19 protein-coding genes and 3 pseudogenes are annotated in these 25924 nt (G+C 71.0%); 9 read left to right on the top strand and 13 right to left on the bottom strand.

Features of this window, described 5'->3' with window-relative positions; all coding sequences use genetic code 11:
* Positions 1–178 precede the first annotated feature (178 nt).
* From B1L11_RS12400 to B1L11_RS12415, 5 genes are all read right to left on the bottom strand, one after another.
* Positions 179–2005: a DUF4434 domain-containing protein gene (locus B1L11_RS12400; protein WP_079314609.1), complete on the bottom strand. Its 1827-nt coding sequence runs from the start codon at positions 2003–2005 to the stop codon at positions 179–181.
* Positions 2006–2117: 112 nt separating this feature from the next.
* Positions 2118–2645, bottom strand: a complete 528-nt coding sequence (locus B1L11_RS53895) for a glycosyltransferase (protein WP_306291639.1) — start codon at positions 2643–2645, stop codon at positions 2118–2120.
* Complete coding sequence (locus B1L11_RS53900) at positions 2531–3205, bottom strand: glycosyltransferase (RefSeq protein WP_306291642.1); 675 nt, start codon at positions 3203–3205, stop codon at positions 2531–2533. Before B1L11_RS53900 ends, B1L11_RS53895 begins: the two co-directional genes overlap by 115 nt.
* Before the next feature lie 14 nt (positions 3206–3219).
* A complete protein-coding gene (locus B1L11_RS12410; RefSeq protein ID WP_079314610.1) occupies positions 3220–4482 on the bottom strand; it encodes a nucleotide sugar dehydrogenase in 1263 nt (420 codons plus the stop codon).
* A gap of 110 nt (positions 4483–4592) precedes the next feature.
* Positions 4593–6260 (bottom strand): glycosyltransferase family 4 protein, encoded by a 1668-nt coding sequence (locus B1L11_RS12415; RefSeq protein WP_079314611.1) that lies wholly within the window; start codon positions 6258–6260, stop codon positions 4593–4595.
* A gap of 62 nt (positions 6261–6322) precedes the next feature.
* Between B1L11_RS12415 and wecB the strand changes: the two genes are divergently transcribed.
* From wecB to B1L11_RS12445, 6 genes are all read left to right on the top strand, one after another.
* Positions 6323–7510 (top strand): non-hydrolyzing UDP-N-acetylglucosamine 2-epimerase, encoded by a 1188-nt coding sequence (gene wecB / locus B1L11_RS12420; RefSeq protein WP_079314612.1) that lies wholly within the window; start codon positions 6323–6325, stop codon positions 7508–7510.
* Positions 7511–7532: 22 nt separating this feature from the next.
* On the top strand, positions 7533–9602 hold the full coding sequence (locus B1L11_RS12425) for a glycosyltransferase (RefSeq protein WP_079314613.1): 2070 nt from the start codon (positions 7533–7535) through the stop codon (positions 9600–9602).
* Between the two features lie 219 nt (positions 9603–9821).
* Positions 9822–10751, top strand: coding sequence for a CPBP family intramembrane glutamic endopeptidase (locus tag B1L11_RS12430; protein WP_079314614.1), 930 nt, complete (start codon positions 9822–9824; stop codon positions 10749–10751).
* Positions 10752–10815: 64 nt separating this feature from the next.
* Complete coding sequence (locus tag B1L11_RS12435; RefSeq protein ID WP_079314615.1) at positions 10816–12090, top strand: sensor histidine kinase; 1275 nt, start codon at positions 10816–10818, stop codon at positions 12088–12090.
* Positions 12078–12737, top strand: coding sequence for a response regulator transcription factor (locus tag B1L11_RS12440; RefSeq protein ID WP_079314616.1), 660 nt, complete (start codon positions 12078–12080; stop codon positions 12735–12737). The genes B1L11_RS12435 and B1L11_RS12440 overlap by 13 nt, the downstream gene beginning before the upstream one ends.
* Before the next feature lie 128 nt (positions 12738–12865).
* Entirely contained in the window at positions 12866–14386 is a 1521-nt protein-coding gene (locus B1L11_RS12445) for an MDR family MFS transporter (protein ID WP_218671058.1), read from the top strand.
* Here the strand turns inward: B1L11_RS12445 and B1L11_RS12450 are convergent.
* Entirely contained in the window at positions 14349–15335 is a 987-nt protein-coding gene (locus B1L11_RS12450) for an MFS transporter (RefSeq protein WP_218671059.1), read from the bottom strand. The two genes, B1L11_RS12445 and B1L11_RS12450, sit on opposite strands and share 38 nt — an antisense overlap.
* On the bottom strand, positions 15299–15757 hold the full coding sequence (locus tag B1L11_RS48140) for an MFS transporter (RefSeq protein WP_218671060.1): 459 nt from the start codon (positions 15755–15757) through the stop codon (positions 15299–15301). Before B1L11_RS48140 ends, B1L11_RS12450 begins: the two co-directional genes overlap by 37 nt.
* A 205-nt stretch (positions 15758–15962) precedes the next feature.
* On the opposite strand from B1L11_RS48140, the gene B1L11_RS12455 reads away from it, so the two are divergent.
* Positions 15963–16598: an AraC family transcriptional regulator gene (locus B1L11_RS12455; RefSeq protein WP_256862465.1), complete on the top strand. Its 636-nt coding sequence runs from the start codon at positions 15963–15965 to the stop codon at positions 16596–16598.
* A gap of 70 nt (positions 16599–16668) precedes the next feature.
* Here the strand turns inward: B1L11_RS12455 and B1L11_RS12460 are convergent, their stop codons facing one another.
* The 6 genes and pseudogenes from B1L11_RS12460 to B1L11_RS12485 form a co-directional block, all read right to left on the bottom strand.
* Complete coding sequence (locus B1L11_RS12460) at positions 16669–18180, bottom strand: flotillin family protein (protein ID WP_079314619.1); 1512 nt, start codon at positions 18178–18180, stop codon at positions 16669–16671.
* Positions 18181–18221: 41 nt separating this feature from the next.
* Positions 18222–18422, bottom strand: a complete 201-nt coding sequence (locus B1L11_RS12465; RefSeq protein ID WP_030507699.1) for a hypothetical protein — start codon at positions 18420–18422, stop codon at positions 18222–18224.
* 252 nt (positions 18423–18674) lie between these two features.
* Complete coding sequence (locus tag B1L11_RS12470) at positions 18675–19610, bottom strand: M23 family metallopeptidase (RefSeq protein ID WP_079314620.1); 936 nt, start codon at positions 19608–19610, stop codon at positions 18675–18677.
* Between the two features lie 163 nt (positions 19611–19773).
* Positions 19774–20823 carry an acyltransferase family protein gene (locus B1L11_RS12475; RefSeq protein WP_079314621.1) on the bottom strand — a complete coding sequence of 350 codons (1050 nt, stop codon included), beginning with the start codon at positions 20821–20823 and terminating at the stop codon, positions 19774–19776.
* 112 nt (positions 20824–20935) lie between these two features.
* Positions 20936–21789: pseudogene (locus tag B1L11_RS54750) on the bottom strand (SDR family NAD(P)-dependent oxidoreductase).
* An 85-nt stretch (positions 21790–21874) separates the two neighbouring features.
* Positions 21875–22687 (bottom strand): SDR family NAD(P)-dependent oxidoreductase, encoded by an 813-nt coding sequence (locus tag B1L11_RS12485; RefSeq protein ID WP_079314647.1) that lies wholly within the window; start codon positions 22685–22687, stop codon positions 21875–21877.
* Between the two features lie 187 nt (positions 22688–22874).
* Here B1L11_RS12485 and B1L11_RS50530 point away from each other — a divergent pair.
* A pseudogene (locus tag B1L11_RS50530) lies at positions 22875–24659 on the top strand (nitrate- and nitrite sensing domain-containing protein); the annotation flags it as partial.
* Positions 24660–25500: 841 nt separating this feature from the next.
* Positions 25501–25909, top strand: a pseudogene (locus B1L11_RS12505) (roadblock/LC7 domain-containing protein).
* The last annotated feature ends 15 nt before the right edge of the window (positions 25910–25924 follow it).

Below are 25924 nucleotides of genomic sequence, written 5' to 3' on the forward strand. Positions count from 1 at the left end.
CGCCATCGGCGGCGGCGCAGGCAAAGGAGATCAGCGGGCGGAGCCGGGCCAAGGCGAGCCCCGCCGCGGCATTGTCCGTTCCTTGCGCGGACATTGCCCGGCCCAGGGGGACGGATTCGGGAACGCGCGTCCGGCTGGGCCCGCGGCAGGAGGCGGCTCCGGAGGGAGACCCTCCCGGTCAGCCGGTGTTGTGGTAGTAGACCGGCTCGGCGGACTTCCTGCCGTCGGCGGAGGTGACCTCCACCCGGATCCAGACGCCGTCGGGGACCGTGGCCCAGTCGACCGGGATCCAGATCTTCTCCGTGCCCGCAGGCAGCCCCTGGATCGGCGTGGTGTCGTGCCAGCCCACCGTGGCCGAGTCGACGACCCGCGGCGTGTCCAGGCCCGGCCAGCTCAGCGTGACGTTGGCCCCGCCGAGGTGGTAGCCGCGGATCTCCAGGCCGTCCTGGATCTGCCGCGCGCGCCGCTGCGCCTCGATCGGGATCGGGCGGTCCCAGTCCGCGGCGATCTCCTCCGACAGCGACGGCGAGCCGCAGGTGAAGAAGTCGCTCCACATGTACGAGATGATCTTCGACACGTACGGCGCGGCGAGCGTCACCTGCGTGTCCAGCCTGGGCTTGTCGGTGCGCCCGCGGGTGCCCTGACGGCCGCACGCCTCGGTGGAGGTGGACGGCTCGAACGCCTCGACGTTGGCCCACAGCTCCACCTGGACGCCCTCCTGGACCAGTTCCTGCCGGGCCAGCGACATCGCGCGGTAGTAGTCGCGTGTGCTGCCGTAGTAGGCCGTGGCGTACGTGCTCTCCCCGACGACCGGCTTGAGGCTGTCGTCCACCGGCTTGTTCTTCCAGTTGGGCCAGAACAGGCCGACCTTGCCCGTGCCCCGGCCGTCCTGCGGGGCGATGATCTCCACCCCGGTGCGCGCGAGGGCCTTGAAGCCCTGGGCCACCTGGGTGGGCGTGGAGGTGTACTTCACCCGCCTGCGGCTGTCGATGTACGGGCTCACCAGGATCGGCTTGTCCGGCAGTTCCTGTTCGACGATCAGGTGCTGCTCGGCGTACACCTGGAGCGTCTGGACCTTGCTCGGGTCGGGCCAGTCCCGCAACTGCAGCTCGAACGGCTGGTAGACGCCGCCCAGCGACTCGCGGCCCTTGAAGCGGTCGCCGTAGTCCTGGAGGACCCGCCGGGTCAGCGTGGTGAGCGTGCCGATGTGCCGGGGGTCGGCCCGGGTGGACTCCTCGGGGTCGCGCGGCGCGAGCGGCAGGGCGGGGAAGACCTTGATGCCGAACCGGTCGCCGAGGTCGAGCAGTTCGCTGAGGCTGTCCTTGACGCCCGCCGAGACGAGGATCAGGTGGTAGCCGCGCCCCTCGCGGGCGAAGTCGCAGGTGGGGTCGTCCGAGCCGTCCTCGGGCGCGAGGAGCCGGAAGAAGACGGCGTCCCCCACGACGACCTCGTGTTCCATCTGGGGACAGCGGAAGATGCCGGGGCCGAACCGCTCGTCGGTGCGGTAGACGTACGTCCCCGTGATGCGATTTCCCGGGTTGGCCGCCTGAAGGTCCTTTTCCGCCGCCTTCATGCAGGACAGCCCGTTCTCCACGCAGCGGGCGTACCTGGCGTCGGGCTTGGGGTCCTTCCCCTCGGGTGTCGACGCCTCCAGGATCTGGCCCGCGTCGTCGGTCTCGCGCGGCGACAGGCCGAAGCCGAGGCGCACGACCGTGTCCCCGCCGAGGCGGTGGATGGCCTCCAGCTGGCGCCGCCAGGTGCAGGGGTCGGAAGCCGGGATCAGCCAGTAGCCGCTCACGGCGTACGGCGTGGTCGCCGCGGTCTCGAACGTCCCGCAGGGGTCGGTGAACTCGCTGTGCGCGGGCGACCCGATCAGGGGGGTCGAGGGGGCGGTCTGCCCGGCGCTGGCGGTGCCGGAACCGGTGCTCCCGTCACGAAGAACGATCACCACTGATGCGACACCGGCGAGAATCGCCACGCCCAGGATCAGAGTGAGCCAGCGCACTTTCAGGACACTACCGCCCGTCGTTCAAATGATCTTGCCGCGCCCAGACTACCCGGAGGTTCGCACTGCGCGACCGGCGTCGTGGGCCGCCGCGGCAGTGTTCACCCCGCGTTCAGCTCTTGACGCCCGCCCACGCCTCCAACTGCGTGACGAACCGGCGTGCGGAGTTGGGCCAGTGGTGGTTCGCGCGTGCGGCGGCGTAGCCGCGCCCACCGGTCCCGATCCGTTCGAAGGGGTTGTCCCTGAGCTGGAGCACCGCCCGCGCCACCGCCTGGGGGTCCTGCCAGGGGACGACCAGGCCGCACTGGTAGCGCTCCACCAGCTCCACGGCCCGCGGCGAGGGGGTGGTGATGACCGGGATGCCGTGCGCCATGTACTCCACGATCTTCGTGGGCATCGAGTGGCGGTAGTTGGGCTCGTCGTGCAGCAGCGAGAGCCCGGCGAGCGCGCCGTCGAGCCGCTTGAGCGCCTCGTCGTTCGGCATGAAGTCGCGCCACTCGAGCACGCCCTCGGCGACGGCCTCGTTCAGCAGGGGGCGGCTCTGCGGGTCGGCGTAGCCGATGAGCTCCACGGCCACCCGGTGCGGCTGGAGCAGGCGGGCCACCTCGACGGCCTCCTGGACGCCCCGGGCCTCCGACAGCCAGCCGAGGTAGACGACGCGGTCGTCGCCGGGCTGGCTGACCCGGTCGGGCACCCATGTCTCGTTCGGCACCACGAGGTGCTGCTGTTTGAACCGGCCCGCGTACGCCGCTCGGCCAGCAGCAGGTGCAGCCGGCGCTCGGCGGTGGTCTCGAGGAGCCGGGCGAGGAAGCGCATCGGCGGGCGCAGGAACGCCGGCAGCCACGGCTTGAGCGACAGCGTCGCGGGGGTGTCCTCGTGGACGTCCCAGACGACCGGCGGGCGACCGCGCACCCCGGCGACCGCGAACAGCAGCTCGGGGTCGTGGATGAGGGCCAGGTCGACCTTGCCGCGCATGCTCTTGAAAAGCTTGCGGGCCGCCCGCACCGCCGCCAGGCGGCGCCGCTCGGCGGCCCTCGGCAGGTCCACACCCGTCACCCACGAACGCGGCACGACTCCCCGCGCGGTGTACGGCGCGGCGTACGTGACCTCATGACCGGCGTCGACGAGCGCCCGGATCTGCCGGTGCAGGATCCGGGCGTCCTCGGGGTGATGCACCACGGTCATGACGAGCACGTGCACGCGCGAAACCCTTCCTACAACCGCTCGACGCGTTCGCTCGTGGCCAGCACGCCGCGAGTGTCCAGGACGAGAGAGGCTCGTTCCTCCACGACGTCGAGGTCGAAGGCCGAGTGCTGCTGGAGCAGCACCACCACGTCGGCGGCGGCCACGGCCTCGGCCAGGTCCTCCTCGCGGGGGATCGCCCTGCCCTCGACCGACCACTCCTTCACGTACGGGTCGCAGAAGGACAGGTCGGCGCCCAGCTCCAGGAGCGCCTCGGCCACGGGAATGGCCGGGGTCTCCCGCTCGTCGGCGATGTCCGGCTTGTACGTCACGCCGAGGAGCAGCACGCGCGAGCCGTTCACGGGCTTGCGGGCTCGGTTGAGCAGCCGCTGCACGCGGGCCACCACGTACGACGGCATCCGCTCGTTGATCTCCTGGGCCAGTTCGACGAACCGGAAGGGATAGCCGAGCTTGCGCACCGTGTAGGACAGGTACGACGGGTCGACGGGGATGCAGTGCCCGCCGACGCCGGGGCCCGGCAGGAACTTCTGGAAGCCGAACGGCTTGGTGGAGGCGGCCTCGATGGCCTCCCACAGGTTCACGCCGAGTTCGTCGCAGAAGATCGCCATCTCGTTGACGAGGGCGATGTTGACGTGCCGGTAGGTGTTCTCCAGCAGCTTGGCCATCTCGGCCTCGCGGGTGCCGCTGACCGGCACGACCCGCTCGACGAACTGGGCGTAGAACGCGGCGGCCCGCTCCTTGCAGGCGAGAGTGAAGCCGCCGACGACCTTGGGGGTGTTGCGCAGGCCGAACTTGGGGTTGCCCGGGTCGATCCGCTCCGGCGAGAACGCCAGGTGGAAGTCCTTGCCGGCCACCAGGCCGGACTGCTCCAGGATCGGCCGCGCCAGTTCGTCGGTGGTGCCAGGCCACGTGGTGGACTCCAGCACGACGAGCGTGCCCGGCTGAAGGTGCTCTGCGACGGACCTGGTGGCGCCCTCGACGGCCGACAGGTCCGGACGGTGGTCCTCGTCCAGCGGCGTCGGGACGCAGATGACGATCGTGCGCGACCGCGACAGCACGGACGCGTCCAGCGTGGCCGTGAATCCGCCGGTGAGCATCGCGTCGAGGTCGGCGTCCGTCAGGTCGTCGATGTAGGAGCGACCGGCGTTCAGGGCCTCGACCTTGCGGGGGTCGACGTCCAGACCGGCCACTCGCAGGCCCGCCGCCGTGGCCTCCTTGGCCAGCGGCATGCCCACGTATCCCAGCCCGATGATCGTGAGATCGAAGGCTGTCACGACGAGGCCTTGGGGGGAACCTGGGGGCGGAAACAACACTTCATGGTGGCAAAGGTTATCTCAACTCGGAACCAAGCATGCCTGATGCAACACATCCGACTTTCTGCTGTTTATCGACTTTCGGTCAAGGACTGGTAGATCCCTTGGTAGGTGCGGGCCAGGCTGCTCCAGGTCCGGTGCGCGGCGACCTCGGCCTTACCGGCCTCGCCCATGACGCGCCGGCGCTCCGGATCGTCGCGCAGCGCGGCGAGCGCCTTCGCCAGCGCGGCCGGATCGCCGGGCGGCACGAGCAGACCGGCGCCCTCGCCGCCGACGAGTTCCGACAGCGCGGGCAGGTCGCTCAGCACGACGGGCTTGCCGAGCGCCATCGCCTCGACCGGCTTCAGCGGGGTGACGAGGCGGCACACGCGCAGGTCCTCGCGTGGGCAGACGAAGATGTCGATCGCCGCCTGCGCCTGCAAGGCCTCGTCCGGGCCCACCCGGCCGGGCAGGATCGCCTCCTTCAGCCCGAGCCGTTCGACCTGTTCGAGCAGCGCGGGCCGCTCGGCCCCGTCTCCGACCAGCAGGACCTTCACCGGCGTACCCGCGTCGCGCAGCAGCGCAGCGGCGCTCAGCAGCGTGGCGAAGCCCTCGTAGGCGACGATGCTCGACACCGAACCCACGACGATCTCGTCCCGGCCGATCCCGAACCGGTCGCGGAACGCCTCACCGTCGTAGTCGGCCGTCAGCAGGGAGTCGTCCACGGCGTTGGGCGCGAGGAAGATGCGCTCCCTGGGCACGCCGCGCTCCACGATCTCGGCGGCCATCGTCTCGGCGAGCGTGACGACCGCGTCGGCCTCGCGCATGATCTGCGCCTCACGCTCACGCTGCAGCTTGTGCCGCTCGCTGCCGACCCTGGCGGGGTCGCGGGAGACCCAGGTCTCCTCCAGGAAGCCGCGCACCTCGTACACGAAGGGCGTGTTCGTCCGCTCGCGCACGGCGAGCGCGACCGAGCCGTTGCGGTGGTCGGTCGCCGCGTGCAGGACCTGCGGGCGGAGGGTCCGCACCAGCTCCGAGACGTCCGCGGCGCCGCGGATCATCCGCCCCTGGCTCTCGAACGGCACCTCGTCCTTGGGCAGCAGCCGGTAGTAGGGGATGCCGTCGATCTCCTCGTACGGCTCGGCGTCGGTGTGCCCCTGGAGCATGGGCCAGCCCCAGCTCGTCACGACGTGAGGGTCGAGCCCGGCCGCCTTCTGGGCGGTGACGATGCGGTGGGTGCGCACGGTGTAGCCCGCCTGCGTGTACGGCAGGGCGTTGGTGACCATGTGCAGCACCCGGCCGGGCATCCGCTCGCCCATGATGATCTTCGGCTTGGGCGGGATCGGGTTCGGTCCGAGCGCGGCCTTCTCGCCCTCGTAGTAGGCCATCCTCCGGCGGACGAACGGCCAGCGGGCATGCGGCTGGAGCACCCCGACCGCGTCGGACATCCGGCCGGCGTCGAAGTGGGCCTTGGCGTCCCGCAGCGGGCCCTTGGCCGCGCGCTGCAGGATCTTGCGGGTCCTGACCTTGACGAACCGGGCCGCGGGCCAGGCGACGCGGCCGACGACCGGGCGTACCCCGGCGGGCATGGCGTCGGCGGCGGCCTGCGCGACCCGCATGGGGTCGGACTTGACCTTGCTCACGAAGATCCGGGAGACGAGAACCGGGTTCTTCGCGAACCCCCGGAGGAAGCCGCCGAGGCCGGCCTTCGCGGACGCGGCGGACACGGCCTTTGCGGGCTTGTTGGCCTCGGTTTCCACGGCGCGACCGTACCATAGGCAACGTTTGTCCCAGCCCGGAGAGAAGACGAAAGGCGAGGTAGATGAGAGACAACCCCCTCGTCCTGCACGTACTGGGCGCCCGGCCCAACTTCGTCAAGGCGGCCCCGGTCGTCAGGGGGTTGGCCGAGCTCGGAATCCGGCAGGGCATCATCCACACCGGCCAGCACTACGACGCGCTGATGTCGGACGTGTTCTTCGCCGATCTGGGGCTGCCCGAGCCGGTCGCGAACCTCGGCGTCGGCAGCGGCACCCACGCCCGGCAGACGGCCGCCCTGCTCACCGGGCTGGAGGACGTCGTGCTCGAACACCGCCCGGCGCTCGTGGTGGTGTACGGCGACGTGAACTCGACGCTCGCGGCGATCCTCGTGTGCGCCAAGCTGCACGTGCCGACCGCGCACGTCGAGGCGGGCCTGCGCTCCTTCGACCGGGCGATGCCGGAGGAGGTCAACCGGGTCGTCACCGACGCGCTGTCGGACCTGCTGTTCGCCACCTCGCCCGAGGCGCTGTCGCACCTGGCCAACGAGGGCGTGGACCCGGCGAAGGTGCACCTCGTCGGCAACCCGATGATCGACAGCCTGTTCGCCGCGCTGCCGAAGCTCGACCCGGCGCCCGTCCAGGAGCGACTGGGCATCGACGGCAGGTACGCGGTGGCCACGCTGCACCGCCCGGCGAACGTGGACGATCCGGAGGCGGCCCGCGAACTGGTCGACGCCGTGCTCGGGGTGGCCGAGCAGGTGCCGGTCGTCGTCCCCCTGCACCCGCGCGGCCGTCAGCGGCTGGCGGAGGCCGGGCTCGTGGACCGGCCGAATCTGAAGATCGTGGACCCGCTCGGCTACGTGGACTTCCTGTCCCTGGTGCGCGGCGCCGCCCTGGTGGTGACCGACTCCGGCGGCGTCCAGGAGGAGACGACCATGCTGGGCGTGCCCTGCCTGACCGTCCGGCCCAACACCGAGCGGCCGATCACCGTGACCCACGGCACCAACCGGCTCGTCACCCCCGCCTCGCTCCCCGCCGCGGCGTCCAAGGCGCTCGGGGACGGCGCGGCCACACCGAGCGGCGAACTGCCGCCGCTGTGGGACGGCGCGGCCGGGCCGCGGATCGCCCCGCGTCATCGAAGCCTGGCTCCGCGACGACAACCTCTCCCCCGCCGCCAAGGGCCGGGCGCGCTAGCGACCAGCCCTGAATCTCCCTATATAGGCATAAAGGCCGCGTTGACCCCCGTACGATGACCCTTCCGTAAAGGGGAGAGGTATGGCTGAGACCGAAGAGACTCCTGAAGAGCCCCGCTTCCAGCGGCTGGGGCCGGTGAACTGGCTGCCCGAGGAGCGCAAGCACGTCGAGCAGTACGAGCAGCGGATCCGCGACCTGGAGAACCGGCTCGCCTACCAGGAGGCCCGTGCCGACTACGCCCTCTGGAGGCTTCAGGCCACCCAGACCCAGAAGCCCTACCGGGTCGCGCAGGTCCTGACGAACGCGGCGAAGCCCAAGAAGATCGTCCGGCTGCCGCGCGACCTCAGCAAGGCGATGAAGGACGGCAAGAAGGCCCCCAAGGCGCCGCCCTCCGCCATCGAGGTCGCCGCCGCCGCCGAGGCGCGGGGTCCCGAGGTCAAGATCCCGAGCCTCAAGTGGCCGGACGGCCCGGTCGTACGGCCGGACCTGCGGGTCGCGGTGATCCTCGACGACTTCTCCCGCATGGCGTTCAAGTACGAGTGGGACCAGATCGAGTTCGGCCTGAACGACTGGCGCGAGGTCTTCGCAGAGAAGCGTCCCGAGATGCTGTTCTGCGAGTCGGCCTGGCACGGCAACCAGGGCCGCTGGCGCTACCAGATGACCGGGACCAACGCGCCGAAGCAGGAGCTGCGCGACCTGATCGCCTGGTGCCGCGAGGAGGGCATCCCCACGGTCTTCTGGAACAAGGAGGACCCGCCCAACTTCGACTTCTTCATCGACACGGCCAAGCTGTTCGACTACGTGTACACGTGCGACGGCGACATGATCCCGAAATATCGCGAGATGCTGGGTCATGACCGTGTCGGCGTGCTGCAGTTCGCCGCCCAGCCCCGGATCCACAACCCGATCCAGACCAAGCAGGGCCGGCCGTACGACGTCGTCTTCGCGGGCATGTACTTCCGCGACAAGCACCCCGAGCGGCGCGAGCAGATGGAGACGATCCTCGCGCCCGTGCGCCCGCTCGGCCTGCACATCTACGCCAGGAACGCCTCGGTGGCCGACAAGTACGCCTGGCCGGAGGAGTACCGCCCCCACATCGTGGGCGAGCTGCCGTACGAGCAGATGCTGGCCGCGTACAAGATGTACAAGGTCTTCCTGAACGTGAACTCGGTGATCGACTCGCCGACCATGTGCGCGCGCCGGGTCTTCGAGCTGTCGGCCTGCTCGACCACCGTGCTGTCGGGGTGGTCGCGGGCCATCGAGGAGACGTTCGGCCCGCTCATCCCGGTCGCGCACTCCCAGGAGGAGGCGTACAACCGGGCGATCTACCTGATCAACAGCCCCGAGCTGCGGGCGCGTCAGGGCCACCTGGCGATGCGCGAGGTGTTCGACAAGCACCTGTTCTCCCACCGCGTCGACCAGATCCTCACCGACCTCGGCCTGCCGGTCGTCTCGCGCTCGCGGTCGATCTCCGTGGTGCTGCCGACCAACCGGGCCGGCCAGCTCGAACACGCGATCAGCCAGGTGGCGCGGCAGCGGCACCGCAACCTGGAGCTCGTGCTGGTCATGCACGGCCTGTCGGAGGACCCCGCGGTCGTGCGCGACAAGGCCCTCGCGGCGGGCATCCCGGCCGTTAAGGTGCTGACCGCCGACCCGTCCTGGACGCTCGGCGAGGTGCTCAACCACGGCATCGCCCACGCCGAGGGCGAGCTGATCTCCAAGATGGACGACGACAACATCTACGGCGAGCACTACCTGTCGGACCTGGTCCGCGCCTTCGACTACGCCGACGCCGAGATGGTCGGCAAGGGCGCCCACTACACGTACTTCCCGGACCAGAACGTCACGATCTTCCGCCTGCCCGGGCTGGAGCACCGCTACGCCCACCTCATCCAGGGGGCGACGATCCTGGCCAGGACCGACCTGCTGCGGGCGTTCCCGTTCGAGGCGGTCAACGCGGGTGAGGACACCCGGCTCGTGCGGCGCTGCAAGGAGGAGGGCGTCCGCATCTACTCGGCCGACCGGTACAACTTCATCTACATGCGCGGCTCGGACGCCACCGCCCACACCTGGCAGGCGGCGGACTACAAGCTGACGCGCAACGCCCAGTTCTGCTTCGCCGGCAACCCCGAGCCGCACGTGCTCATCTGAGTGGAAGATCGTCGAGGGCTCGTCGTGGTCCTCGGCGGTTCGCCTCCGGCCTGCTCCGCAGTCCTCTCACCGTCTCCTGGCCCGCTGCTCTGACCTGGTCGTTCTCTCCTTGGTACCCCTGGCTGTACCGCCATTGGGGTGCACGCGGGAGCGACCGGGAGGGCCCGCGGCTGATGTGCTGATTGCTGTCAGTCGAGCGATCCCGCAGGAGAAGGTGAAATGGCAGTCGACAGCCAGCCGGAGGCCGGGCACCACACGAGTCGGACCGGGATCCGGGGCTTCATCCGCCGCCGTCCGCTGATCGGTTTCTTCGCCCTGGCCAACCTCATGAGCTGGGCGGCCTGGTTACCCTACGTCCTCTCGAACAACGGCCTGGGGGTCTGGGACTTCGACTTCCCCTCGCTGCTCGGCACGACCCAGTTCGCCGGCGTTCTCCCCGGCGCCTACCTCGGCCCGATCTTCGCCGCGTACATCGTGACCAGGGTGGCGGACGGCAAGGAAGGCGTACGCCGGTGGGTCGGGCGGATGACCAAGTGGCGGGTCGGCTGGGCCTGGTATCTCGTGACCGCCCTCGGCGTCCCCGCCGTCCTCATCGCCACCGGTCTCGCGCTCTCCGGCGAAGACGTCCACATGCCGCCCGTCGCCGCGCTGGTCGCCTACGTGCCCGGCCTGCTGCTCCAGATGGTCACCACCGGTCTGGCCGAAGAGCCCGGCTGGCGTGACTTCGCCCTGCCCCGCATGCAGCGGAAGTTCGGCCCGCTGGGCGCCACCGTCATCCTCGGCCCGCTGTGGGGCGTCTGGCACCTGCCGCTGTTCCTGAGCCAGTGGGGCGGGTGGCCGGACGTCACCTGGACGAGGGTCGGCGAGTTCATCGCCTTCGCCTCCATCTTCAGCGTGGTCGTCACCTGGGTGTTCAACCGGACCGGCCAGAGCCTGCCGCTGATCATGCTGCTGCACGTCAGCGTCAACAACTTCATGTCGATCGTCTACTCGGACATGTTCCCGTCCATCGGCACCCCCGAGCATGCGAGCCATGTCACCCTGCTCGCGGCCACCACGGCGGCGGTCGTGGTGCTCGTCGCGACCCGCGGCCGCCTCGGCTACCGCCCGTCCGAGGAACCCGCGCCGGAGCTCACCCCGCAGCGCTGAACCAGCTCCGTGGAAAGACCTCAGTTGGGATCTTTGTTCTAAGCTCGTCAGCCCGAGGGGGTGCATGGTGGCGGCGCGCCAGCGGAAGCAGGCCGACATCCGGCGAGACGGCCGGAGGGGTGTCGCCGCGCGTGCCCGTGGCGTCCTCGGCGCGTTCGGACACCTCGTCGGCGGCCTCAGCACGGCGCTGCCGGCGTTCGCCGCCCTGTTGTGGATCGTCGTGGCCGGACTCACCTGTGTGATCGGTGTGGGCCTGCTCCTGGTGCCCACCGTGCCGCGGGTCGTACGGTCCGTCGCCGACCGGGAGCGTGACCGGTTGTCCCGCTGGGGGCCGGAGATCGTCGGCTTGGGGCCCGCGCCGGCCGGCGTACGCGCCGCGCTCGCCGATCCGGCCATGCGGCGGGAGCTGCGCTGGCTCCTCGTGCACGGCACGCTGGGCCTGTTCCTCGGCGTGGCCGGAGTGACCCTGGTGGCAGACGCCGTGCAGAACATCACATACCCACTGTGGTGGCGGACGCTGCCCGCGGAGGATTCCACCCCGACCCTGGTGTTCTGGGACGTGCACGACGACGCTGACGCCCTGGCGGTCGCGATCCTCGGCGTGGGGATGGCCGTCTGCTTCCTGGCACTCGGGACGGGAATGGCCCGGTTGCAGGCATGGCCGGGACGCCGGCTTCTGGCGCCCGCCGCCGACGCCGACCTGTCCCTGCGGATCGCACAGCTGTCGGCCACCCGCGCGGCGGCGCTGGACGCCCACGCCGCGGAGTTGCGGCGGATCGAACGCTCGCTGCACGACGGGGCGCAGAACCGGCTGGTCGCGGTCACCGTGCTGCTCGGCGCGGCCCGCCGCGCGCTGGCCCGTGACCGGGCGGACGCGGAGGACATGCTCGAACGCGCCCAGGAGACCGCCGAGCAGGCACTGGCCGAGCTGCGTACGGTCGTCCGCGGCATCCTGCCGCCCGTGCTGGCCGACCGGGGGCTCGCCGGTGCGCTCACCGGGCTCGCGGCGAACTGCGGCGTGCCCTGCCGGGTCGACGTCGACGCGCTCGGCAGGTGCCCCGCCTCCATCGAGGCCACCGCCTACTTCGTGACCGCCGAGGCACTCACCAACATCTCCAGGCACAGCCGGGCCCGGCACGCCACCGTGACCGTACGGCGCGCAGGCGACCGGTTGTCCCTGCGGATCGAGGACGACGGCGTCGGCGGCGCGGACGAACGGCACGGCTCCGGGCTCACCGGCATTCGCAGCCGGGTCGAGGCGCACGACGGCCGTCTCACCCTGACCAGCCCGCCCGGCGGGCCGACCGCTCTCGACGTGGAGTTGCCATGCGGATCGTGATAGCCGAGGACGACCCGCTGCTGCGCGAAGGGGTCGCGCTGCTGCTGCGCGCGGAGTCCTTGGACGTGGTGGCCACGACCGACTCCCCGGACGCCTTCCTGGCGGCCGTCGCCACCCACCGGCCCGACGTGGCCATCGTCGACGTCCGGATGCCTCCGACCCACACCGACGAGGGCATCACCGCGGCCGTCGAGGCCAGGCGCCTTCACCCCGGCCTGGCGGTGCTCGTGCTGTCCGCCTACGTCGAGCAGGCGTTCGCCACCGAACTGCTCGCCGGCGGAACCGACGGGCTCGGATACCTGCTCAAGGAGAGAGTCGGCCGCGTCGACCAGTTCCTCGACGCCCTGCACCGGGTAGCCGCAGGAGGCACGGCCATCGACCCCGAGGTCGTCACACAACTGCTCACCCGCACCCGCACCGACAGCGGGCTGGAACGGCTGACCGCCCGGGAACACGACGTGCTCGCCCTGATGGCCGAGGGACTGGGCAACACCGCCATCTCCGAACGGCTCTTCGTCTCCGAAGGCGCCGTCCACAAGCACATCCGCAGCATCTTCGCCAAGCTCGACCTGGCCCCCACCGACCGGGCGGACCGGAGGGTCACGGCCGTCCTGCGCTACCTGGAGGAGACCCAGCGGCGTGCCTGACGCCTGCACCTGCTGTACGGGCGACAGGAATGCCGGAGAGTTTGCGATGGTTGCCCTGTTCCGGGATCTTCCCGCCCACCGGCGGGAGGGTCCCGTGTACGTGCACGCCGGACAGGGGAGCCTCACACGTGACCACGACGACCACATCGAAAGGCATCGGGCTACGGTCGGAGCGCGGTCCCGTGCTCGCCGCCATCATGCTCTGCACCGCTCTGGTGGCGCTGGACAGCACGATCATCGCCACCGCGGTGCCGTCGGTCGTCACCGACCTCGGCGGGTTCTCCCAGTTCCCCTGGCTGTTCTCGATCTACCTGCTCACCCAGGCCGTGACCGTGCCCATCTACGGCAAGCTCGCCGACGTGTTCGGGCGCAAGCCGGTGATGTTCTTCGGCATCGCGGCGTTCCTGCTCGGGTCGGTGCTGTGCGGGGTGGCCTGGAGCATGCCCGCGCTGATCGCCTTCCGGGCGATCCAGGGCATCGGGGCCGGCGCGGTGCAGCCGATCAGCATGACGATGGCGGGCGACCTCTACACGGTCGAGGAGCGGGCCCGTGTCCAGGGCTACCTCGCCAGCGTGTGGGGCATCTCGGCGGTGGTCGGCCCGACGCTCGGCGGCGTGTTCTCCGAGTACGTCTCCTGGCGCTGGATCTTCTTCATCAACCTGCCGCTCGGCGCGGTGGCCGCCTGGATGCTCGCGCGGCGCTTCAAGGAGCAGGTGAAGCGGGGCTCCCACCGGATCGACTACCTGGGCGCCGTGCTGCTCACCGCCGGCTCCTCGCTGCTCATCCTCGGCCTCCTGGAGGGCGGCGTCGCCTGGGACTGGAACTCGGCGCCCAGCTTGCTGATCTTCGCGGCGGGCCTCCTCCTGATCGTCGGCTTCGTGCTCGTGGAGCGCCGCGCGGCCGAGCCGGTGCTGCCGCTGTGGGTGTTCCGCCGCCGCACGCTGACCGGAGGCAACCTGACCTCTCTCGGCATCGGCGCCCTCACCATCGGGCTCACCTCGTACGTCCCGACGTACGCGCAGGGGGTGCTGGGCACCGGCGCGCTGGTGGCGGGCTTCGCCCTGGCCGCCCTCACCGTCGGCTGGCCACTCGCGGCGACGTTCTCCGGGCGCTTCTACATGCGCATCGGGTTCCGCGACACCGCGCTGATCGGCATCGTCGTGGTGGTGGCCGGCACCGTGCTGTGCGCGCTGCTCGGGCAGAACGCGATGATCTGGCAGGTCGCGGCCGCCTGTTTCGTCGTCGGCGTCGGCCTCGGACTGTCGGCCAGCCCCACGATGGTCGCCGTGCAGTCCGTCGTCGGCTGGGAACGCCGCGGCGTGGTCACGGCGACCAACATGTTCTGCCGCTCGATCGGCAGCACGGTCGGGGCCGCCGTGCTCGGCGCCATCTCCAACGCGACGCTGTCGGACCGCTTCGCCCACCCGCCCGCCGACGTCGCGGGACGGCTGCCCGACAGCCTCGACGCCACGAGCCTGGTGCTGAACGCCCAGGACGCGGCGGCCCACTCGGCCACCGCGTCCTTCGTCCGGGGCGCGCTGTACGACGCCGTCCACCACATCTTCATCGCGCTCGTCGTCGTGGCCGTGCTCAGCGTCGCCGCGCTGCTGCTCATGCCCCGCCGTACGACCGAGCTCTCGTTCGACTGACGGCCCGCGTGCGGCGCCGCCATGCCGTACGGGCGGCGGCGGCGCTCAGCGCCCCGGCCACGAGCAGCGCGGCGACGACCGCCAGGGTGAAGCCGGGACCGGTGCTCAGGTAGAGGCCGCCGAGCCCGGCCACGGCGCTGACGGAGGCCAGCACCGGCCCGGTCGAGTTCAACGCCGACAACGCCGACGCGCGGTCAGGACCCACGATGGCGGCCACCTGCGCCACCAGCGGGCTGTAGCCGGCGGCGTGCCCCGCGCCCGCCAGGAACAACACCGGGAGCGTGAGCGCCGGGGCCCATCCGTCACCGGCGAACACGGCCACGACCAGGGCTCCCGCGGCGAAGACGGCCGGTCCGGCGACCGGGAGGTCCGACTGGACCCTCTCCGGCAGCCGGGCCCAGGTCAGGCTCAGTGCGGCGAACCCGATCGCGTACGGCACGAAGGCGAGCCCGGCGGCGAGCGGGCCGAAGCCGAGATCGCCCTGGAGATGCAGGGTCAGCACGAACAGGAACACGCTGTAACAGCCCATCACCATGACACAGGCGATGAGGGCGGCGCGCACGCCTGCGGGCCGCAGCACGGAGAGATCGAGGAGCGGCAGGCCGCCGCCGCGGACGACCCGGCCTTCGAATCGCACGAAGACCACCAGCAGGACCAGGCCGGCGAGCAGTGAGGCCCAGGCCCACCCCGGCCAGCCGTACTGCCTGCCGAAGATCAGCGGAACGATCAGGGCGGTCATCGCCGCGGTCAGCAGCGCGACCCCGCCCAGGTCGAGCCTGCGCGCCACCGGCGGGCTCTCCGGGAGGGCGCGCAGGCCGACGACCATCAGCAGGGCTCCCACCGGGACGTTGACCAGGAAGACCGGCCGCCAGGTCAGCCCGAACAGATCGGCCCCGACCACCAGTCCGCCGATCACCTGGCCGAGGGCGACGCCCAGGGCGAGCACCATCGAGTACAGGCCGATGGCCTGCTTCCGGGCGGCGCGTCGAAGCGAAGCTGGATCAGCGAGAAGACCTGCGGCACCATCAGCGCGGCCGCCGCCGCCTGGGCGACCCGGGCCGCCACCAGCACCGGCGCGGCCGGGGCGAGCCCGCACAGCAGCGACGCCAGGGTGAAGGCCGCGAGCCCTCCGAGGAAGGCCCGCCGGTGGCCGATCAGGTCGCCCGTACGGGCGCCGGTCACGTTGAGCAGCCCGAGCGTGAGCAGGTACGCCGACGGAACCAGTTGCAGGACGACTCCGCCGCCGCCCAGATCGTGCTGTATCGACGGCAGGGCGACCGTGACGATCGAACCGTCCATCGACGCCATGGTCTGCCCGGTCAGGAGCACGGCGAGCACCGTCCCCGGCCGCGGCCTCGTCAAGGGAGACATGGCCCTCAGGCTCCGCGATCGCGGGCCCCGAGGTCTTGAAGATATTTGCTCGTACAGTGGACCGGTGCGGACATCGAGGACAGTGGTCGAGACGCCGGATTTCTCCGTCCACCTGGTTTCCTGCACGGCCCGGCATCGCACGTGGTCGACGCCGGAGCCAGGCGGGTCGTACGGCGTCGTCCTCGTACGCCGTGGAATGTTCGGTGTGCGTAGTGACGGCCACCGTGTGGTCGCCGACCCCACGATGGGCTATGTGCAGAGGCCGGGCGGCGAGTACGCGTTCGCGCATCCCGCCGGCGGGGACGTCTGCACGTTCGTCCTGGTGCGGCCCTCGCTGTGGCACGCCGTGGTGGGGGACGAGCCGCCGCACCCGCGGGTGGCGGTCGACGGCCGGGTCGAGCTCGCGCACCGGCTTCTCCTGCGTACCGGGCACGACTCGGCGGACCCCGCCGAACGGCTGGTGCACACGCTCGCGGCGGCGGTCCGTCCGCAAACCGACCGGCGTAACCCGGACCGCGGCGGCGGCCTGGCGGATCGGGCGCGGGAGGCCATCGTGGCGGACGACCCCGAAGCGGTCGATCTCGTACGGCTGGCCCGGGCGCTGGGGGTCTCACCCTCCCACCTGAGCCGGACCTTCCGTCGGCACGTCGGCATGACGGTCAGCCGCTACCGCAACCGGGTCCGGGTCAGCCGCGCCCTCGCCGGCATCGAGGAGGGGGAGCGGGATCTGGCGGGCCTGGCCACCGCACTCGGCTTCGCCGACCAGGCGCACCTCACCCGTACCATGCGAGCCGAACTCGGCCGTCCTCCCGGCCACCTGCGGCGGCTGCTGTCCGAGTAGAGCGGCTGTCGTCCGAGCAGAACGGGCCGCGGGGCCGGCCGGCGGCGTGCGCGGGCCGGCCCGGTGGCCGTCAGGAGGCGGCGTCGATGGCGTTCTTCGTGGTGGGCTCGGCGCCGTTGACGCTCGCGCCGTCCTTGGTGGCCGCCGCGGGGGTGCCGCCGGCCAGCAGGGAGCGGGCCAGGCCCAGCCCGGTGCCGCCCAGCGTGAGCGCCTTCGCCAGCATCTCCTCGATGCCCTGGGCGCCGTTGAGCACCACCATGTGGTCGACGTTGCCGAACGCCTTGGAAGCGGCCTCCACGATCTGCGGCCAGTTCTCGGCGAGCTGCTGGGCGATGACGGCCTCCTGGTTCTCCCGCAGCGCCTCCGAGCGGGCCCTGATCGCCTCGGCCTCGGCCAGACCCTTGGCCTTGGCCGCCTCGGCCTCCGCGAGACCCTTCGCCCTGGCCGCCTCGGCCTCCGCGAGACCCCGCGCCTTGGCCGCCTCGGCCTCGCCCAGACCGGTCGCCTTGGTCGCCGCGGCGGCGGCCTCACCGCGCACCCGCACCGACTCGGCGTCGGCCGCCGCCGCCTGCTTGACCTGGGACGCCTGGGCGGCCGCGCGCAGCTCGGTCTCCTTGGCCTCCGCCTCGGCCTGCGCGATGCGCGCGTCGCGCTCGGCCTGGGACAGCGTGACGGTCTCGTACGCCTTGGCGTCGGCGGGCTTGCGGACCTGCGACTGGAGCCGCTGCTCGGCGAGCTGGGCCTCCAGCTCCGCGGCCCTGGTCTCCTGGACGACGACCTCCTGGCGCGCGGTGGCCTCCGACAGCGGGCCGGCCTGCCGGGCCTTGGCCGCCGCCTGGTCCACCTCCGCCTGGTAGCCGGCCTGCTGGATCTGCGACTCGCGGATGGCCGAGGCCTTCTTGGCGGCCGCGACCTGCTCGGCCTCGGTGGCCTCCTGGTCGCGCTGCGCCTCGGCGATGCGGGCCGCGGCGGCGATCTTCGCGGCGTGCGGCTTGCCGAGGTTGGTGATGTAGCCGGTCTCGTCCTCGATCTCCTGGATCTGCAGCGAGTCGACCACCAGGCCGAGCTTGCTCATCTCGTCGGCCGCGGAGCTGCGGGTCTCGCTGGTGAGCCGCTCGCGGTTGAGGATGAGGTCCTCGACGGTCAGGTTGCCGATGATCGAGCGCAGGTGACCGGTGAACAGCTCGTGGATTGCCCCGTTCATCGAGTCCTGCTGGTCGAGGAAGCGGCGGGCGGCGTTCGCGATGCTGGTGAAGTCGTCGCCCACCTTATAGATGATCACACCACGTACCTGGACCGGGATGCCCTGCTGGGTCACGCAGTTGACCTGGAGATTCGTCGCCCGGCTGTCGAGCCGCAGCCGCCGGGCGGTCTGGAAGCCGGGCAGCACGGCGGTGCCCTTGCCGGTCACGATCTTGAAGCCGAGGCTGTCGGCCAGCTCGTTCTTCGTGTGGGCGCCGAGGCCCGAGATGATGAGCGCCTCGTTGGGCTCGGCCACCCGCCAGATGGCCTTGAACAGGAGGATGAGGACGATGAGGGCGACGACGGCCACACCGCCCACGACCAGGATCTCCGGGGACATGGGAGCCTCCGCGTAGTGGGGGGACAGGAGGAGGGAGCGAGTCAGACGACCGCGCGAGCGACGTAGACAGTGCGCGGGGGCGAATACTCCACGACGACGACGATCGACCCCACCGGGATCTCCTCGTCCGGAATGCTTGGATAGGCGTAGAACGCCTCGACACCCCCGCGGATGGGCACCATCACCTCGCCGACAAGGCCCGGGCCGATCCTGCCCGTGACCCTGCCCTGTCTGCCGACCACCCGCGTCACCCCGTCGTTCGCACCGCTCCTGGCTGCACCGCGAATGCGCAGGTTACCCCGTATCACCCTGCCGTGACAGAGCCGGTTTCCGTACCCAGCCCCGCTGGCCGCGCGATTCGCCCTACTCTGCACCATCACCCTGCAGAACGGGGAGGTAATGACAGAAGTTCCGCATTCCGCAATGCCGTACGCGACCGCCGGGCCGGGGCCGGAATCGGCCCCGGCGGCGGCGACCCGGAGTGGCGGCGGAGGTCAGTAGCAGACCTGCATGCCCTGGGAGATCCAGTCGTAGTAGCCGCCACCGCAGCCCAGGTGGTAGAGGTGCCGTGGGCGGGCGTTCTGTCCGCCGTACACCCCGCCCGCGGCGGTGATGGAGGCGTTCTTCATCAGAGAGAAGTGCAGGTGGGCCTCGGACGTGCCGGTGGCCCCGACCGCGCCGATGATCGTGTCGTTCGTGATGGTCTGACCTGCCTTGACGTAGACGGCGCTGAGGTGACACACGACGCTCCACCACCCGCCGCCGTGGTCCACGATGATGTACTGGCCGCAGCTCTCCCACCCGGAAGGCGCCCACCCGGCGTACTTGACCGTGCCGGCGCCGCCGGGGGACAGCACCGGGTCACCCGCACGCATGCCCAGGTCGACCGCGTAGTACTGGTTCATGTGATCGGTGGTGTTGCAGTTGACGTGGTAGTCGGTGCCGTAGTGCGGATTGGCGACGACGGATCCGGTTCCCCCGTTGGCCGCCGAGGTCAGCGGGGTCTGCAGGAACTTCGAGCTCGGCCAGTCCACGCAGCCGCTCGCCAGCGCCGGCAGCGATCCCGCGTCGCAATGCGGGATCCCCGGTGAGTAGCCGTCGGTGGCCACCGTCGGGGTGTCCATGTACCAGTCGTACACCCAGGTTCCGTCCGCGAGCCGGTCCCAGGTGCGGAACGGCCTGCCGTACTGGACCCGTCCGTCGACCTGGTCCCCGTTGTTGACCTGGCAGCTCACGTTCAGAGCGGTGCCGTTGGGCACGTAGCGGATCACATGGTTGACGTGGGGCTCGCTCTGGATGGCGAGGCCCTGAGCATCGGCACCCGTCACGTGGTAGGTGGCCGCCTGTGCGGGACCGGCGACCCCGAGCACGCCTACGACCAACGCGGCGAGCAGGATCAGGCTTCTCACCGCTGTCGACGAAGCTTTCATCGCTGTCCTTTCTGCTTCCCGTGCGCCTCCTGTGGACTGAGTTCCGGTTGTAGGAGCGGGATCGTTGGTGCGCACCCGCCGCGGCGCGAATCGCACCAACGAAACAATCCCGGGGCGCCGCCGATCGGTCCGGCAGTGCGTCGTGTGTCCTTCGCGCGTATCGCTATCGCGCCGGCGCGGCCGGCTCCTTCTTCCCCGGCCGGCGGAGTCTCGTGAAGGCCCAGGAGACGTCGGGCTCCACCGCCCAGCGGAACGCCCTGCGTACCGGGGACGTGCAGAGCAGAGCCGCGAGCACGGCTCCGAGGACCGCCATGGCGGCCACGCCGAGCGGGTTGACGAGGGCGTCGTGGAAGCGCTCGGCGACCTTCACGACGAACCCGTGCAGCAGGTAGGCGTACATCGTGGCGGCGCCCAGGCCGGTGAACCAGGTGCGGCGGCCTGGAGTGACCGCGAGGAACGCCATCACCAGCAGGGCGCCGACCGCCAGCATGGCGAGCCGGATCAGCGTGCCGGTCAGGTCGTCCACGCCGATCTGGTGGTTGGAGTGCCGCCAGCGGATCCACTCCGTCGGCACGAGGGAGTGCACGGCGAACGCCGCGGCGAGCGCCGCCGCCAGCACGGCCCCGCCCGCGATCCTCGCCCGGCGTCCGCGCAGGAGGTCGAGGTGCTCTGGCGTGAGCATGAGTCCGAGCACGTAGAACGGCAGCAGGCCGAACGTGCGGTTCATCGACAACTCGTCGGGCAGGGCGCTCGTGCCCGACAGCAGGCACAGCCCGACCGCGATCACCAGGGGATGGCGCAACTGCTGCCAGACCGGCGTGGACAGCCGCCAGAGGAACAGCGACATCAGGAACCAGGTCAGGTAGTACGGGTCGAGCAGGCTGATTTCGAGCTTGCCGTACAGGAGGAAGCGGGGCAGCGAATAGGCCACCTCGAAGAGGACGTACGGCACCGCGAGACCACTGATGAGCTTGCGCGCCTTACCCGGAGAAAACGTGAAATTTCGAGACAAATAGCCGCTGACGACGATGAAGAGCGGCATGTGGAAGAGGTAGACGAAGAAGTAGAGCGCATGCGCCGCGGGGACGTCCCGCAGGTCCTCGACGAGATGCCCGGAAACGACGAGCACGATGGCCAGGAACTTGGCGTTGTCCAGCAGCGGGTCGCGGGCGACGGCCCTGCCGGACGGGTGGGCGGGAGCGGTCACGATCATGCGGCCGGACCCTAGTCACCCGTCCGTGAGCACCGGCGCAACCGCGGGCGAACAGTGCCCGAACTCTTCCCCCCGGCCCCGGCCCTGCCGCCGCGTACGCGGCGACCCGAGCTCAGACGGCCCGGTAGCGCGTGGCGAGCCGCGGGCTCTGGCCTCCGAAGGCGGCGAGTTCGGCCCGGAAGACCGCGTCCAGGAGTCCGGCGTCCTCGACGCCCGGGGCGCAGACGGTCTCGCCCAGCTCCAGGCCGCGCAGGCTGGCCGTGACGACGTCGTCGGCGCTCATGCGGGGCACGGCGCTCATATCGAGGCCCTGACGCTCGTGGAACTCGGTGGCCACCACGCCGGGGCACAGCACCTGCACGGTGACTCCCGTGCCCTCGAGTTCCGCGCTCAGGGTCTGGGACATCGCGACGAGGTGGGCCAGGGTGCCGGCGTAGACGGCCCGGCGGGGCATCTGGGCGTGCGGCGCGGGGCCGCTGAAGGCGATCATCCCGGCCACGTTGACGATCGTGCCCTCGCCCGCGCCTGCATGCCCGCGACGGCGGCGCGGGTGAGCATCGTCGGGGCGACGACCTTGACGTGCACGAGTTCCCTGGCCTTGGCGGCGGGAAGCTCGGCGAGCGGCATGTAGTGGGACACGCCGGCGTTGTTCACGAGCATGGTCAGCGGCTCGGCCGCGCAGATCTCGGCGACCGTGTCGATGCCCTCGTCGGTCGACAGGTCGGCGGCCACGGTCCGCACCACGACCTCGGGGTGGGAGGCGGCGAACTCCTCCAGGCGCTCCTTCCGCCGGCCCACGATCACCAGGTCGTGGCCGCCTGCGGCCAGGCGCTCGGCGAAGGCCCTGCCGATCCCGGAGGTGGCGCCGGTGACCAGTGCGAGCGTGCTCATGACTGCTGTTCCCTTTCCTCGAACGGCCGCGAGGGCCGGAGTGCGGCTCTCGTGGAGCCGGGTCGTGTTCCGCATCCGTGACTCCAGGATGCGGAGGCGACCGGGTGAGCAGCCAGATGACCCGTCTTCCTGGGACTGGCGATACCAGGCCGGCGCTCCTTCAGGCGGACAGCCCCGTGGCGGCCAGGCTCGCGTCCCACAGGGCGGCGGCGAGGGCGGGGTCGGACATCCGCTCCGGCACTCGTACGGGAGCGTTCTTGACGAAGTATCGGCCCGGGTGATCGACCCCGTCGGCGTGGGTGGCGAGGTGGACGATGCGCTCGGCCCCGGCCTCCGGCGGCTCGCCCATGCCGGGGAGGAGCCACACCAGCTTCATGAAGAACGTGCCCTCGGCGAACGAGGTCTTGAGCACCCCGGGATGGAGGCATGTGGCGGCCAGGCCTCGCTCGGCGAGTGACACGGTGAACAGCGCGTTGGCCTGCTTGGAGTCGCCGTACTGCAGCCAGCCGTTCCAGCGCCGCCGCTCCCTGGACAGGTCGGCGGGGTCGAGGCGGCCCGTCTTCCCGGCCCGCGACGAGGTGGTGACGACCCGGGCGGACGACGCCGTGAGCCGGTCGAGGAGCAGGTTCGTCAGCAGGAACGGCGCCAGGTGGTTGACCTGCATCATCCACTCGTTGCCGTCCTCGGTGGTCCGGCGGTCGGGCGTCATCACCCCGGCGTTGTTGATCAGCACGTCGATGCGCTCGTACCGCGCCAGCAACTCCGCCGCCAGCCGGCGCACCTGATCGAGGGAGGAGAAGTCCGCGAGGAGCGTGTCCGGGCGGCTGCCCCCGGCCTGTTCCGCGCGGTCCGCGACCGCGCGCAGCTTCTCCGGGGTACGTCCGACGAGCACGATTTGGTGACCTCGCCGGGCGAGATCAAGGGCAGAAGCTGCACCGATTCCGGCACCAGCCCCAGTGATCACTGTAATCATCAGTTCCTCCCACTGCGCCAGAACTGTATCGGTGCTAGCCTTCTGTGCGATCTTCCGGAGGTGCATTCCCCCATAAATGCGGCGCGAGCCTCCAGCAATGCAGGAGTGGGCTATGGGTTCAAGAAACCGGTCGATTCGGTTCAAGATCTTCTTGTTGCTGCTCCTACCATTGCTCATGTTGAGCGCTATGTGGGGATTTGCCCTAAAGCTCACGGTCGGGGACGGTCTCGTCCTCCTGCGCTCCAAGACGCTGTACGACACCATCGGCGTGACCTCCACCGACCTGGGCACCCAGATCCAGGCCGAGCGCGCGCTGACCGCCGGCGTCCTGAGCAGCGGCCAGAACACCTCCGCCGCGCTCACCGCCCAGCAGGCCAAGACCACCGCCGCCGCGGACAACTTCAAGCGGTCCGCCAACGACAGCGCGACCCGCGACGCCATGAGCGACGAGCTCGTGGCGCCCCTGGAGTCCCTGCTGTCCTCCCTCGAACGCCTGCCCTCGATCCGTGAGGGCGTCTCGCTCGGCAGGTCCGACCGGCTGACCGCGATCACCGCGTACAACTCGATCATGGACGACCTGTTCGCGCTCTACGAGCGGCTCGTCTCGGTGCCCGACCTGGCCACCTTCCAGCAGGCCAGCGCCATGCAGGGGATGGGCAACGCGCACGAGATGATCACTCGTGAGGACGCCCTCGTGCGCGGGGCGCTCGCCAGCGGCACGATGACGGCCGACGAGCAGAACGCCTTCAGCGAGTGGGTCGCCACCCGGCGGTTCCTCTACGGCAAGAACCGGCCGGTCCTCAGCGGTGAGATGCGGGCGCCGTACGAGCAGGTGCTCACCTCGCCGCTGTTCGACCGGTTCACCGCCCTGGAGAACCAGATCGTCAACCAGGTGCGCGCCGGCGGCCCGCTCCCCGCGGACGCCGAGAAGTGGTCGCCGACCATCGACCAGCTGATCCTCCGGCTCGACTCGGCCCGGGTGAAGGCCTCGGACGCGCTCAGCGTCTCCGCCACCTCGGTCGCCACCGGCATCATGCTCCGCATCCTGGTCGCAGGCGGCCTGGGTCTCGTGGTGATCATCGCCACGATCGTCTTCTCCGTCCGGTTCGGCCGCCGTCTCGCCCGCGACCTCGCCGGCCTGCGCGACGCCGCGCTCGAACTGGCCGACGTACGGCTGCCGCAGGTCGTCGAGAAGCTGCGGCGGGGCGAGGACGTGGACGTCGAGGCCGAGGCGCCCCCGATCAAGGCGACGGGCTCCAACGAGGTCGAGGACGTCGCGCACGCGTTCAGCTCCGTCCAGCGCACGGCCGTGGAGGCCGCCGTCGGCCAGGCCGCCCTTCGCCGCGGCGTCAGCCAGGTCTTCCTCAACCTGGCCCGCCGCAAGCAGACCCTGCTGCACCGCCAGCTCACGCTGCTCGACACGATGCAGCGCCGCGCCGAGGACCCGGAGAGCCTGGAGGACCTGTTCCGGCTCGACCACCTGACCACCCGCATGCGCCGCCACGCGGAGAGCCTGATCATCCTGTCCGGCTCCGCGCCCGGACGGTCGTGGCGCAAGCCGGTGCCGCTCATCGACGTGGTCCGCGCGGCGATCTCCGAGGTCGAGGACTACACCCGCGTCTCGATGGCCCCGATGCCGAACGCCGCCATCGTCGGCGCGACCGTGGCCGACGTGGTGCACCTGATCGCCGAGCTGGTGGAGAACGCGACGATCTTCTCTCCTCCGCAGACGAAGGTGGCGGTGCGTGGGGAGGTCGTCGCCAACGGGCTCGCGGTGGAGATCGAGGACCGCGGTCTCGGCCTCACGCCCGAGGAGTACGACGAGATCAACACGCGGCTGGCCGACCCGCCGGAGTTCGACCTGGCGGACAGCGACCGGCTCGGGCTCTTCGTCGTCGGCCAGCTCGCCGCCCGGCACGAGATCAGTGTGGTCCTGCGGAGCTCGCCGTACGGTGGCACGACCGCGATCGTGCTCATCCCGCGGACCCTGGTGGTGGATGAGGGCTCGCCCGCGGCGCTCGCGGGCCCGGCCCCCGCGCGGCGCCCACGCGAAGCCCGCGCTGGCCGCAGGCGGCAACGACACCGACATCTCGCTCAGCGACACGCTCCATGCCGACCTCGGACTGGGCGGCCCCGCCCCGGCCGGTGGGCGCCGGGAGGTCCGTACGCTCGCCGGGGAGGTCGCGGAGGACGTTCCGGACGGCGTCCACGGCTCTGCTCTCCGGGAGGTTCCCAGGGAGGTTGTCAGCGAGGTTCCCGGAGAGACGGAGGAGGAGCGTGCGGGCGCGTCCGAGCCGTCCCCGTTCTTCACGCCGGCCTCCCTGCGGACCGAGGCCGTGCCCTCCGCCACGCGCGACGACCTCTCCCCGCGGCCCCTCGGCTCCGGCTTCGAGAGCCCGCGCCCGGCCGCGCCCTCCGCTTCTCCGGCCGTCTCGCCGTCCGTTTCGCCCTCCCCCGCACCGTCGTCCGAGCCGGCGCCCGCCAGCGCGGGGGTGGCGGCGAACGGCCTGGCGCAGCGGACGAGCAAACAGCGGGCCACGAGGCCCCGTCTCCAACGGAACTCACGCCGGCCTGCCGCGCAGGGTTCGCCAGGCCAACATCGCTCCGCAGCTTCGCGCCCAGTCCCCGGAGACGGCGCCGCAGACACCGCCCCTGTCCGCCCCGACCGTGGAAGAGCGGTCGCCGGAGGAGGCCAGGGCGATGTTCAGCGCCTTCCAGCGCGGCGCGCTGCGGGGCCGGGAGGACTCCGATCAGCCGGGTGGGGCCGCACCCGGCGACCACGTACACAACACGCACGGCGAGAAGGGTGACGAATGACCGGCAAAGCGACGTCGACCGGCGAACTGAACTGGCTGCTCGACGATCTCATCAGCAGGGTCGCCGCCGTCCGCCAGGCAGTGATCCTCTCCACCGACGGCCTCGTCGTCGGGGCTTCCCAGGGGCTGAGCCGGGAGGACGCGGAGCACCTGTCCGCGGTCGCGGCCGGTTTCCAGAGCCTGGCGCGGGGCGCGGGGCGGCACTTCGGCGGGGGGCGAGGTCAGGCAGACCATCGTGGAGATGGAGGCCGCGTTCCTGTTCGTCACGGCCGCAGGCCAGGGCACCTGTCTCGCCGTCCTGGCCGCATCCGACGCCGACGTCGGGCACATCGCGTACGAGATGGCGATGCTGGTCAAGCGGGTGGGCCAGCACATCTCCACCAACCCGCGGCGGATCTCCCCATGAGATGGGCGGCCACAT

The organism is Microbispora sp. GKU 823 (assembly GCF_002027145.1).
Taxonomy (GTDB): Bacteria; Actinomycetota; Actinomycetes; order Streptosporangiales; family Streptosporangiaceae; genus Microbispora; species Microbispora siamensis.